Here is a 12,058-nt window from a genome sequence, read left to right on the forward strand (position 1 = left end):
AACAACGCCGCCCGTCCCGTGGATGCACAAAGGACGCTTTAGCATTTTGATTTTGCGCATGATCCTTCGGGGAATCGAATCCGATTTTCAGGTCATTCGCTTTTAGACGGAGAAATAGAGTGATCGACGATAGCAACAGCGCCCGTAAAGACATCGACCTGCTCGAGCTGACCGCTCACATCGTATCCGCTTACGTCGAGAAGAACCGTTTGCCCGTCTCCGGCCTGCCTGACCTCATCGCCAGCGTCAGCGCCTCGATAAGCGGGCTCGGCAAGCCGGTGGCCCCATTGGCTGCTCCGCTGGTTCCGGCGGTCAACCCCAAGAAGTCGGTGACGCCCGATTACATCATCTGCCTCGAAGACGGCAAGAAGTTCAAATCGCTGAAGCGTCACATCGGCGTGCATTTCGGCCTGACGCCGGACGCCTACCGCGCCAAATGGGGCTTGCCGTCGGATTATCCGATGGTCGCCCCCAACTATGCCGCCTCGCGCTCGCTGCTGGCGAAGTCGATCGGTCTTGGCCGCAAGGCCGCCCCCATCAAGGCACCTAAGGGCAGGAAGGCCAAAGTTTCAGCCTGAGGCATGTCGCTCAAAAGCATTTCCTCGGGCTTGACCGAGGGTGCGCAGTAGTTTGGGATAACGACCTCCTAAGGCAAGGACCTATTTCGGCGCTGAGCCAATAAATTGATTGAAGCCTGCCGGCGAATCCGCCTTGGCAGGCTTCATGTTTTTATGGCTTGGATGGGTCGAACGGGTTCGTTGGGGAGTGAGCCATGAACTACACCAGAATGGTGATCGAGAAAGAGGCGCCGGAAGAGTACGGCTACGACCGTATCCGCCACAATCTCTCCGAAAGCTCGATCGCCGACCAGAAGCTCTCCGACATCGGCCTGTCGCTGCCTGATCTCACGCTTTTCTATGGTGAGCATCGCGGCGACAAGGCTTTGCGCGCGCAGATATCGGCGCAGCATGCCGGCATTTCATCAGATGATGTCCTGGTCACCGCCGGCGCCGCCGGCGCGCTGTTCATCATCTCGACCTCGCTTTTGTCGGCGAACGACCATCTCGTCGTCATCAGGCCCAATTACGCCACCAACATCGAAACCCCACGGGCGATCGGCTGTGCCATCGGCTTTGTCGACCTGGCTTTCGAGGAAGGCTTCGCCATCGATGTCGAGCGCGTCAAGGCGGCGATACAGCCGAACACCAGGCTGATCAGCGTCACCTGCCCGCACAACCCGACCGGCACGATGATGAGCCGAACCGCGCTCGATGCGCTGGTGGCGCTCGCCGAAAGCAGCAACTGCCATCTGCTGGTCGACGAGACCTACCGCGACCTTTCCTATGGCACGCGGCTGCCGTCGGCGGCATCGCTGAGCCCGAAGGCGATCAGCGTCTCGTCGCTGTCAAAGGCCTTCGGCATCCCCGGCATCCGTATCGGTTGGCTGATCACCAAGGATGCGGAGCTTCAGGAAAAATTCCTCGCCGCCAAGGAACAGATCGGCATTTGCGGCAGCGTCATCGACGAAGGCATTGCGCGCGGCATGCTCGAGCGCCGCGATGCCTTCCTGGCGACGCTGCTACCTGAAATGGCGAAGCGCCGCGACATCGTCCAGGCTTGGATCGACCGCGAGCCGCTGGTCGACTGGGTGCGGCCGGAAGGTGGCGTCGTCGGCTTCCCGCGCCTGAATGTCGGTCCCGGTTTCGACCTCGACCGGTTCTATGTGAACCTGCTGGAGAACCACGGCACCTATGTCGGACCCGGCCACTGGTTCGAGATGGAGAAGCGCTTCTTCCGCGTCGGCTTCGGCTGGCCGACGGAAGCCGAATTGAAGGGTGGCCTCGACGCCATCTCCCTCGCGCTGCGGCAGTAAATTTCCCATGCGGCCGATCGACTAGGCCGAAATTTTCTTGATTCGGAACCGTTTTTGGCGCACATGCCGCTGCGAACTGAGCTAAAAGTTCCGCCAGCCGGACCAGCGCCCAACGTGGAAGTGCCCCGCCAGCTGATGCCATCACAACGGGGCCTCTTAAATCCATGACAGCCGAACAGATATCGCCGGACCAGCGCTACGCCGCGTTCCGCCATCGCTCCTTCCTGAGCTATTGGGCGGCGCGTTTCCTCACCACATTCGCCACCATGATCGTGTCTGTGGCGGTCGGCTGGCAGATGTACGATTTGACCCGCGACCCGCTCGACCTCGGCCTAGTCGGCATCGTCCAGTTCCTGCCGTCGCTGCTTCTGGTGCTGGTCACCGGTGTCGTCGCCGACCGCTTCGGGCGTCGGCTGATCATGGCGCTGGCGGTGGTGGTGGAGGCGGGCTGCGCGCTGACGCTGCTGCTTCTGACGTTGCGCGGCATCAGCGGACCACTGCCGATCTTCGCCGTGCTCGCCATGTTCGGCGTCGCCCGCGCCTTCTTCGGCCCGGCCTCCGCCTCGCTGTTCGCCAATCTGGTGCCGCCTGAGGATTTCGCCAACGCCATCGCCTGGAATTCGTCGGCCTGGCAGACGGCGACCATCGTCGGTCCGGTCGCTGGCGGCCTGCTCTACGGCGTGTCGCCGGAAGTGGCCTACGGCACCGCCGCTGTCCTGATGCTTGTGTCCGGGCTGCTGATCTTCACCATCCCGAAACCGTCGCAGCGCACCGAGACGGAAAAGCCGACGATGGAGCATCTGTTCGGCGGGTTCAGCTATATCTGGAGCGAGAAGATCGTGCTGGGCGCCATCTCGCTCGATCTGTTCGCGGTGCTCCTGTCCGGCGCCTCGGCGCTGCTGCCGGTCTACGCGCGCGACATCCTCCAGCTCGGTCCCTGGGGGCTCGGCCTGCTGCGCTCGGCGCCCAGCGTCGGCGCCATTTGCGTCGCTATCTGGCTGGCCGGGCATCCGCTCCGCAACCACGCCGGCATGATCATGCTGGCCTCCGCCGCGTCGTTCGGCGCCTTCACCGTGCTGTTCGGCCTGTCGACCATCACCTGGCTGTCGATCGTCGCCCTTGCCTTCCTTGGCGCCACCGACATGTTCAGCGTCTACATCAGGGAAACCCTGATCCAGCTGTGGACGCCCGACCACGTGCGTGGCCGTGTCAATGCCGTCAACCAGGTCTTCGTCGGCGCCTCCAACGAGGTCGGCGAATTCCGCGCCGGAACGATGGCAGCACTGATCGGCACGGTGCCGGCCGTCGTGGTCGGCGGCGTCGGCGCTATCGCGGTCGCCGGATTGTGGATGGTGCTGTTCCCGCAACTGCGCAAGGTCCGCCACCTCAACGGGCGCAATTGACGCGCTCTATCGAGCGGCCGGCCTGCCGAAGATCAGACGCAGGAACTCGTCCAGCCATCGCTTGAGATGCATGTCCCAGATCAGCCGACCGCCGAGATGATCGCGGCCGGGCTGCGCGCCCGGCAGCTCGAAGCGATGCGCGCCGCGCACCACCCAGCGCTGCATCATCACCCTGGTCAGCTCGCCATGGAACTGGATGCCCCAGGCATTGTCACCATAGCGGAAGGCCTGATTGGGATAGGTCTCGGCCGTCGCCAGCAGCGTTGCGTCCCTGGGTAGCGAAAAGCCCTCGCGGTGGAACTGATAGACCATCTCCGGCCAGTGCATCAGTTGCTTGCCGGCCTCGGTCGCCTTCAGCGGATACCAGCCGATCTCGACCAGCCCGTCGCCGTGGCCCTCTACCTTGCCGCCGAGATGGTTGACCAGCATCTGCGCGCCAAGGCAGATGCCGAGACATGGCCGATTCTCCCTCAGCGGGATTTCCAGCCAGTTGGTCTCGCGGCGGACGAATTCATCCTCGTCATTGGCGCTCATAGGCCCGCCGAACACAACCGTGCCGGCGTGGCCGTCCAGCGTGTCCGGCAAGGTATCACCCAGCGGCGGACGGCGGATGTCGAGATCGAAACCTTCTTCCAGAAGCATGTGGCCGACGCGTCCGGGGCTCGAATTCTCCTGATGCAGCACGATCAGGATCTTTGGCTTCGAACTCGTCCGGCGCGGCATGGGAAGGCGAAAATCCTATTCGTCGCTCGATGTTCCGGTGGCGCCAGGTGCAAGTGCGGCCGCCTTGCGGCGCGCCTCGACACGGTCGCGGCGCTCGACGCCGATCAGCTCGGCGACGCGCCAGACAGTGTTGTCCTCCAGCTCGTGCAACTCGCCATCGGCATAGACGATCTCCCACATCAGGCGGATGAAGGCCTTGCGCGCATCGGCATCGAGATGGCGCTTCAAGACACTGGTGAAGGCATAGAGGTCGATCGCCTCATTGTCGGCCCGCTCGCCGGCGGCGACAAGCGCTTCAAGTTCGGCACCGCTGATCGAATAGCTCTGCGCCAGCACCGCCTTGAACCGCTCCCATTCGACATCCTGGCGCACGCCATCGGCGTTCATCACATGGTAGAGCAGCGCCGAAGCCGCAACGCGGGGATCGTCCGTACTGGAATGCGCGCCAGCGCCGGACGGCAAATCCCTGAGAAATGACAGAACGCGTTCAAACATAGATCCATTCCTCAGAGCATGATGCCGAAAAGTGTGAAGCGGTTTTCTCGGACAAACGGGGCCCGTTTGTCCAGACATCATGCTCTATCTCCTTGGGGCTCGACAGCCGGCCCAATTCAAAACAACCGAAACCGGCGTGGCGATTTTTCCGCTTCCTCGTCCGGATCGACGCCGGGATCGTCCGGCAGCCGCGTATGTTCCTCGGCCGGCTCGACGCCCTCGGCATCCGTCGGCACCGCGGCGAAGGCCGCCGCCGTGATCGGCCTGACATGATCCTCTTGGCTCTCTGTGTCCTTATCCGCGGTCCCGGCCGGACGGATTCCATCGATCACCTCGACCGGCCTCTTCTCGCTCGTCGGCTTTGCCAGTGCTTCAACGACCGGCGCCGCACTGGCCGGTGCATCGTCATGGCTGTCGATCAACTGGCCGAGGCGCTCCATCGGGGCACGCCACTCGAAGGCGTCTAGCCGACCCGTGATCGGCGATACCGGCGCCCAGCGTTCCGACACCACGCCGTCGGCGACCCAGGCCGGATCGCGCGGTGCCCGTACCGCCCTCGACAGCAGCTGCCGCACCTTACCCTGGTCGCCGGTCTCGGCCTCCTCGATGTCGGCGAGCAGCAGATAGGCGCCCTCGCGGCGGTCCATCCGGATCGCGGCCTCCGCCTCGCGGCGGGCGGTCGAGAAATCCTGCGCGTCGAGTGCGGCGCGCGCCACCGTCATCGACGATTCGGCGTGGTTCTTCTTCATCTCCTGCAGCTTCTTCGCCCGGTTGAGGCGGTCGAGCACGGCGTCACCCGGCCTTGCATGTGTATAGAGCTCGGCGACCTCAGGGTGCGGCTCGGCCTTCCACGCCGCCTCGAGGATCTTTGAGCCCTTGCGCACGTCGTTCTGCTTGAACAATGCCGCGGCAGCGGCAACGGCGGCGGGCGCGAAGTCCGGCCGAAGCCGGTTGGCCTCGATCGCCGCGGTTCTGGCGGCAGCGGGATCGCTGTCGGCGAGCGCCTGCGCCTTGGCGGTCAACAGCACGGCGCGGCGGCGATTGGCGGCTTCGCGCTCGATCTGCCGTGTCGCCTTCTGCGCGTCGACCAGTTTCAAGGCACCGTCCCAGTCGCCGCGCGCCGTCAACTCTTCCAGCGTCGATTCGGCAGCCCAGGCCAGCTGCGGCGCCACCGCCGCGGCGCGGCCGGCGTAGTGTCTGGCGGCGTTGCGGTCGCCGAGCCGTTCGGCTTCGAGATAGAGCCCGCGCAGGCCCAACAGCCGCATTTCGGGATCGTCGAGCATGCTCTCGAATTTCTGCCGCGCTCCTTCATGATCGCCTTCGAGCAGCGACGCCTGCGCCTCCAGCAGATGGATCAGCGGTTCCTGGTCGGAACGGATCAGCTTGGCCGCTTCCTTGGTCTTCTTGCGGGCCAGCGCCCCGTCACCGGCGCCGGCGGCGATCATGCCGGTCGAGAGCGCCTGATAGCCGCGATCGCGGCGGCGGACGCGGAAATAGCGCGAGATGGTGTAGGGGCTGTCCCACAGCGACTTGAGCAGCCACCACAGGATCATCACCGCGGCGACGACGGCGACGACAGCCACCGCCGCCACCATCAGACTGACCTGGTATTGATAGCCGCTGAAGGTGACGACCATGTCGCCCGGACGGTCGGCCAGCCAGGCAAAGCCCAGTCCGAGCGCGAAAACGACGATGAGGAAGCCCAGCAGGCGGATCATTCTGTTGCCCTCATGCCTTCATCGCGCCGGAGATCAGTGCGTCGACCTGCGTTTCGACCTCGATGCGTGCCTTCAGTTTGCCGGCAAAGTCGGCGCCGGCAGCCTTGGCGGCTTGCGGCAGCGTGTCGTATTCACTGAGTGCCTTGGCGTAGTCGCCCTGTTTGACCGCCGCCTCCATACGCGCGACGATTTCGGGCGCACCAGCACCTTCGACAGCGCCGATCGGCCTGACCTTCACCAGCGATTCGGCGCTCGACAAAAGGTTCTGCAGGAAGCCGGCATTCTCATCGACAGGGGTTGCCGCGGCGACCATGGCAGTGGCGGCGGCATCTGTCTGCGATGCGATCTCGGTGCGGGTGGGGACGCCCTTTTCGGCATAGGGGCGCAAGGTCGCAAGCTGCGGCGCATCCGGCGAAATCGCGGCGAGGGTTTCGAGTTCGGCCGCAAACGGCCCGCCACGCTCGAGCGCCGCCTTCAACGCCGACGCGGCGATGGCGAGGGCGATCTTCGGCTGTCCGGCCGTCGCTTCTACCTTGCCGGAAAGTTGCGACACCGACTGCTCCAATGCGGTGAGCCTGCCATCTTGCGCCGCCACCGCCGCGCTGGCCGACTTCACCAGTGTATCGAGGCCGGCCAGTTTTTCGTTGAGCGGGCCGAGATCGACCGGCGCCGTGCCGCCTGCCTTGCCAAGGGCTGCGACCTCCGATTCGATCTGCTTGATCCTGTCGCCCAGTGCGGCGAGCCCGGCAGTGTCGCCTGCTCCGCCGGATTCGACCGCCGATTTCAGCGCCGCGACATCGGCCCTGACCTGCTCCAAGCCTGAAGACAGCCCGACCACTTTGGCTGCTGCATCGCTGTTGCCGCTAGCTTCCTTCAAACCGGCGATTTCGCTCTTCAGCGAAGCGATCTCGCCATTGACGCCCTCGAGCGAGACACCGGCATTGGAGCCCGGCGCGCCGAGCAGGCCCGCAAATTGCAGCCCCCCGGCGCCGAGCAGCGCGATGACGCCACCGATGATACCGGCAGCGATGCCGTTGAAGCCGCTACGCCTTGCCGGGGGCGGTACCATTTCCTCGTCCCGTGCCTCGGTTTTGGCTTTGTTGCCGTCGGTCTGCGTGCGCTTCGCCGATGCGTCCTCGAAATTGTAGTCGAAGGCTTTGGTTTTGCCGGCCGGCGCGTCGGACGATCCGGGATAGGGGAGCTCAGCTTCGCTATCGCCCTTGGCCGCCGCTGGCTGTTCCGATTCGGCCTTGGCGTCGGCATGCTCCCAGGGCTCTAGGTCGGTCTGGTCCGCATGCACCGGCTCTTCGGGAACCTCAGCCTGCGAAGCGTTCTCTGCTTCCTCAGCCTTCGCCTCGTCTGTCTGAGCCCTGGCTGCATCCTCGTCGACGACGCGTGAAACGGCGCCTGGCTCCAGATCGATGGTCACCGGCTCGCGGCGGCTTTTCGAGTGTCGCATCTTCGGCGTCTTGACCATGCCTGGCTCCGCACAATTCGCTTCGTCTCAACGCCTTGCGGCGCACGATGGTTCAGAAAGGGGTCTAGCACATCACCAAGCGGTGAAAAGGGGCGGTGTGATGACGCGGCTCAGAGCCGCGCCTGCAAAAGCGCCAGCAGGGCTTCCTCGTCAGGCCGCGCGGCAATGCGGGTTCTTTCGCTGATGGTATCGTCGAGGGCTGCCGCGATGCGCGCGGAAAGTGTGAAAAACCACGCCTTTTCAAACAGCCCTTGCAGAGCGGGCCGGCTGGCCAGCACTTGGATCGCGGCAGCCGCCTTGGCTGAATAAAGCAGCACCGCGTCGACAGGTTGGCCTGTCAACATCGCAACAACGGCCTCGTCCGAATAACCCAATTGCAGGGTGTCATATGTCTCGACGGCGCGGACCCGGACGCCCGCCGTCTGCAGCCTCTGTTCGAATGCCGGAAAGCGCACGCGCCCGCAGAGATAGGCAATCGTCTTGCCTGAGAGATCACTAGCAAGTCTGTCGGCGAGACCTTCGGCATTGCCCGGGCCTTCGCTGACCGACAAAAACCCTGCTTCACGCGCGGCTTGCGCCGTCCTTTCGCCGACGGCATGGCAAGGCAACGCGGCGAGCGCCGCGATGATTTCCTTCGGCGCATGGCGCACGGCATTGGCGCTGGTGACGGCCACGGCGACGGCATCGTCTGGAACCACTCCGCCATCGACCGCCAAAGCCACCGTATCGGTCAAGGGCAGCAGAACCGGCTGGAACCCAGCGGCCCGAAGTTGCCGTGCTGTGCGCGAGGCGCCGGGTTCCGGTCTCGTCACCAGCACGCAAAGCATTTTCAGAGCCAGCCGTCGAAGAACTTTTCACCGGCCTTGGCCCGCACCGTCCGCGCGGCTTCATCGCCAATGCGGGCGGCGTCCTGCGCCGGTCCCTGCAGCTCGACCGTGTGCGACTGCGTCCCGTCGGGCGAGATGATCAGTCCGGCGAACGACAGTTTTCCGGCCTCGATCGTCGCATAACCAGCGATCGGCGTGCGGCAGGAACCGTCGAGTGCCGCCAGGAAGGCGCGTTCGCAGGCCAGCGCCTGCCCGGTCGGCACATCATGGATAGCCGCCAGCATCTTTTCGACATCGCGGTCGCCGATACGCGTTTCGATGCAGATCGCGCCTTGCCCCGGCGCCGGCGGGAAGATGTCGAGCGGTATCAGGTCGGTGACGACATGCTCGAGCCCAAGGCGCTTCAGCCCTGCATAAGCCAGGATGGTGGCGGCGGCGACGCCTTCGTCGAGCTTGCGCAGCCGCGTCTGCACGTTGCCGCGGAACATCACCACGTCGAGATCGGGCCGCATGCGGCGGATCAGCGCCTGCCGCCGCAGCGACGACGAGCCGACTTTCGCTCCCTGCGGCAGTTCGGCGATCGTCTTCGCCGCCTTGCCGACAAAGGCGTCGCGCGCGTCCTCGCGTGGCAGGAAGGCGGACAATTCGAGACCGTCGGGCAGCTGCGTCGGCATGTCCTTCGACGAGTGCACGGCGATGTCGATGCGGCCCGCCAGCAGCGCCTCCTCGATCTCCTTGGTGAACAGGCCCTTGCCGCCGGCTTCCGACAGCGGCCGGTCCTGGATGCGGTCGCCGCTGGTCGAGATGACGACAACCTCGAACGCCTCCGCCGGCATGCCGTGCGCGGCCATCAGCCGCGCCTGCGTTTCATGCGCCTGTGCCAGCGCCAGCGGACTGCCGCGTGTTCCGATTCTCAAGGTTGTTTGCATGGCGCGCGGTCCGTGATACCCCCGGCCTGAGCATTTTGCAGCCAAGTGGAGCCACTTGGCGTCGCAGAAATGCGGCTAAAGTAACCGAGGCCTTTTCCGGCCTTTCTCCTAGCGGGGAAAGGCCTGACAGACAATCTCTTGGGATAGCGACGAATTGATCCGGGTTCTTGGCATAGAGACGAGTTGCGACGAAACCGCAGCCAGCGTCGTGGCGGTAGACGGCGACGCCGCGCCAAAAATCCTGTCCAACATCGTGCTTAGCCAGATCGAGGAACATGCCGCATTCGGCGGCGTGGTGCCGGAGATCGCGGCCCGCGCCCATGTCGAGGCGCTGGACGGCATCATCGAGGCGGCGCTTGCCGATTCGGGCGTCGCGCTCGCCGAAATCGATGCGATCGCCGCGACCGCCGGTCCCGGCCTGGTCGGCGGGCTGATCGTCGGGCTGATGACGGCCAAGGCGATCGCCGCGGCGGCCAACAAGCCGCTGATCGCCATCAACCATCTTGAAGGTCATGCCTTGACGGCACGGCTGACCGACGGGCTCGATTTTCCCTATCTGCTGCTGCTGGTCTCCGGCGGCCATACGCAGATTCTCGCCGTGCGCGGCGTCGGTGACTATCAGCGCTGGGCAACCACCATCGACGACGCGCTTGGCGAGGCCTTCGACAAGACGGCCAAGATGCTCGGCCTGCCCTATCCCGGCGGACCGAATGTCGAGAAGGCGGCACAGGCCGGCAATGCCTCACGCTTTGTCTTTCCGCGTCCGATGAAAGGCTCGGCACAGCCCGACTTCTCCTTCTCCGGATTGAAGACCGCCGTGCGCCAGGCGGCGACGGCGATTGAGCCCTTGAGCGACCAGGATGTCGCCGACATCTGTGCCTCGTTCCAGGCGGCGGTCGCCGATGCGCTGGCGGACCGCGTTTCTCGCGCGCTGGCCCGCTTTCGAGAAACATTTCCCGCCACCGAGACTCCGGCGCTGGTCGTTGCCGGCGGCGTCGCCGCCAACCGCACTATCAAGGCGATGCTTGAGCGGCTCTGCGTCGAATCCGGCTTCACCTTCATTGCGCCGCCGCTAAAGCTTTGCACCGACAATGCGGCGATGATCGCCTGGGCCGGCATCGAGCGGCTGCACCAAGACATGGCGCAGGAGAACGGCTTCGATTTCGTGCCGCGCTCGCGCTGGCCACTGGATAGCATCTCGACACCGATGGTCGGCTCCGGCCGGCGCGGAGCCAAGGCATGACCGAGGGGGCCATGAGCGGCAACTACACCGCGCCAAGCGGCTGGCGCGTTGCCGTGCTCGGCGGCGGGGCCTGGGGCACCGCCTTGGCCTTGGCCATGCTGCGCGCCGGCCATTTCGTCCGCCTTTACGCGCGCGATCCGGAGACCGTCGCCGCGATCGACCGCGGCGAAAATCCACGCTATCTGCCGGGCATTATGCTCCAGGCCGGCATCGTGGCGACGAGCAACATCCAAGCCGCGCTCGACGGCGCCGATTGTGTGCTGGCGGTGACGCCGGCGCAGTCGCTGCGGGCTACGCTGGCGGCAGCGAAGGACCATATGCCGGCCGGCATCCCGCTCGTTCTCTGCGCCAAGGGCATCGAGCGCGATACAGGCGCCTTGCTGTCGGCAATCGTCGAAGAAATCCTGCCGCAAAATCCGGTCGCGGCCCTGTCGGGCCCAAGCTTCGCCACCGATGTCGCCCGCGGCCTGCCGACGGCCGTGGTCGTCGCCGCCCGCAACGAGACTCTCGCCGCCGATCTCGCCGCCCGCTTTTCGGCCGAAAACCTGCGCTGTTATTCGAATGACGACCTGATCGGCGTCGAAATCGGCGGCGCCTTGAAGAACGTCTTTGCCATCGCCGCGGGTGCCGTCACCGGCGCCGGGCTCGGCGCTAGCGCCCAGGCCGCCATGGTGACGCGCGGCTTTGTCGAACTGCGCCGCATCGGCGCCGCCTTCGGCGCCAGGCCCGAGACCTTGATGGGGCTTTCCGGCCTTGGCGACCTACTATTGACCTGCTCGTCGACCCAGTCGCGCAATTTCGCCTATGGGCTGGCGCTCGGGCAAGGCAAGCCTCTTGCCGGATTGCCGCTGGCCGAAGGCGTGCCGACGGCGGCGATCGCTGCCCGCATCGCCATAGAGCACAATATCGACGCGCCGATTATTGCCGCTGTCGCTGCCATACTGGACGGCGCCATCACCATTCGGCAGGCTGTGACGGCCTTGATGACCCGGCCGCTGAAGACCGAGACCAACGATTGATCCCACGACATCGATCCAACGACCAGGAGAGAGACCATGCTGTTTGCTGTGATTTGCAAGGACAAGCCGGGAAGCCTGCAGGTGCGCCTTGACACGCGGCCCGAGCATATCGCCTTCCTGGAAAGCCTGAACGGCGACAAGAAACTGGCTTTCGCCGGTCCGTTCCTTGACGCCGAAGGCAAGCCCAACGGCAGTCTCGTCGTCGTCGAGGCACCCGACATGGCGGGTGCACAGGCCCTGTCGGCCGCCGACCCCTACGCCAAGGCCGGGCTGTTCGAGAGCGTCGAAATCCGCCCGTGGAACTGGACGTTCAACAGGCCGGCGGCTAGTTAATTCCCGGTCGCCGGTGGA

12 protein-coding genes are annotated in these 12,058 nt (G+C 65.0%); 6 read left to right on the top strand and 6 right to left on the bottom strand.

All coding sequences use genetic code 11. From position 1 onward, the window contains the following. Positions 1 to 119: 119 nt before the first annotated feature. The 3 genes from NKH57_RS02380 to NKH57_RS02390 all read left to right on the top strand — a co-directional run bounded on the left by NKH57_RS02380 (position 120) and on the right by NKH57_RS02390 (position 3,276). The gene (locus NKH57_RS02380; RefSeq protein ID WP_023760920.1) at positions 120 to 578 is read left to right on the top strand and encodes a Ros/MucR family transcriptional regulator; all 459 of its coding nucleotides are present in this window, start codon (positions 120 to 122) and stop codon (positions 576 to 578) included. 194 nt (positions 579 to 772) lie between these two features. Further along, on the top strand, positions 773 to 1,873 hold the full coding sequence (locus NKH57_RS02385) for an aminotransferase class I/II-fold pyridoxal phosphate-dependent enzyme (protein WP_352941389.1): 1,101 nt from the start codon (positions 773 to 775) through the stop codon (positions 1,871 to 1,873). A gap of 164 nt (positions 1,874 to 2,037) precedes the next feature. After that, a complete protein-coding gene (locus tag NKH57_RS02390; protein ID WP_352941391.1) occupies positions 2,038 to 3,276 on the top strand; it encodes an MFS transporter in 1,239 nt (412 codons plus the stop codon). Positions 3,277 to 3,282: 6 nt separating this feature from the next. Here the strand turns inward: NKH57_RS02390 and NKH57_RS02395 are convergent, their stop codons facing one another. The 6 genes from NKH57_RS02395 to hemC all read right to left on the bottom strand — a co-directional run bounded on the left by NKH57_RS02395 (position 3,283) and on the right by hemC (position 9,445). Beyond that, complete coding sequence (locus NKH57_RS02395; RefSeq protein WP_352941393.1) at positions 3,283 to 3,999, bottom strand: glutamine amidotransferase; 717 nt, start codon at positions 3,997 to 3,999, stop codon at positions 3,283 to 3,285. Between the two features lie 15 nt (positions 4,000 to 4,014). After that, positions 4,015 to 4,494, bottom strand: a complete 480-nt coding sequence (locus NKH57_RS02400) for a tellurite resistance TerB family protein (protein WP_352941395.1) — start codon at positions 4,492 to 4,494, stop codon at positions 4,015 to 4,017. Positions 4,495 to 4,610: 116 nt separating this feature from the next. Continuing rightward, entirely contained in the window at positions 4,611 to 6,212 is a 1,602-nt protein-coding gene (locus NKH57_RS02405; RefSeq protein ID WP_352941397.1) for a heme biosynthesis protein HemY, read from the bottom strand. A 10-nt stretch (positions 6,213 to 6,222) separates the two neighbouring features. Continuing rightward, positions 6,223 to 7,689, bottom strand: coding sequence for a COG4223 family protein (locus NKH57_RS02410; protein ID WP_352941400.1), 1,467 nt, complete (start codon positions 7,687 to 7,689; stop codon positions 6,223 to 6,225). A 110-nt stretch (positions 7,690 to 7,799) separates the two neighbouring features. Further along, positions 7,800 to 8,516: a uroporphyrinogen-III synthase gene (locus NKH57_RS02415; protein WP_352941402.1), complete on the bottom strand. Its 717-nt coding sequence runs from the start codon at positions 8,514 to 8,516 to the stop codon at positions 7,800 to 7,802. Between the two features lie 2 nt (positions 8,517 to 8,518). After that, the gene (gene hemC / locus NKH57_RS02420; protein WP_352941404.1) at positions 8,519 to 9,445 is read right to left on the bottom strand and encodes a hydroxymethylbilane synthase; all 927 of its coding nucleotides are present in this window, start codon (positions 9,443 to 9,445) and stop codon (positions 8,519 to 8,521) included. Positions 9,446 to 9,602: 157 nt separating this feature from the next. Here hemC and tsaD point away from each other — a divergent pair, with 157 nt between their 5' ends. Genes tsaD through NKH57_RS02435 form a run of 3 tightly spaced genes read left to right on the top strand, consistent with a single transcriptional unit; the run spans position 9,603 to position 12,040 of the window. Beyond that, a complete protein-coding gene (tsaD, locus tag NKH57_RS02425; RefSeq protein WP_352941685.1) occupies positions 9,603 to 10,688 on the top strand; it encodes a tRNA (adenosine(37)-N6)-threonylcarbamoyltransferase complex transferase subunit TsaD in 1,086 nt (361 codons plus the stop codon). Further along, positions 10,685 to 11,707 carry an NAD(P)H-dependent glycerol-3-phosphate dehydrogenase gene (locus NKH57_RS02430; protein ID WP_352941407.1) on the top strand — a complete coding sequence of 341 codons (1,023 nt, stop codon included), beginning with the start codon at positions 10,685 to 10,687 and terminating at the stop codon, positions 11,705 to 11,707. Before tsaD ends, NKH57_RS02430 begins: the two co-directional genes overlap by 4 nt. A 36-nt stretch (positions 11,708 to 11,743) precedes the next feature. Beyond that, on the top strand, positions 11,744 to 12,040 hold the full coding sequence (locus NKH57_RS02435; protein WP_352941409.1) for a YciI-like protein: 297 nt from the start codon (positions 11,744 to 11,746) through the stop codon (positions 12,038 to 12,040). The last annotated feature ends 18 nt before the right edge of the window (positions 12,041 to 12,058 follow it).

The sequence above is a fragment of the Mesorhizobium sp. M1050 genome (assembly GCF_040318715.1).
In the GTDB taxonomy this organism is placed as follows: Bacteria; Pseudomonadota; Alphaproteobacteria; order Rhizobiales; family Rhizobiaceae; genus Mesorhizobium.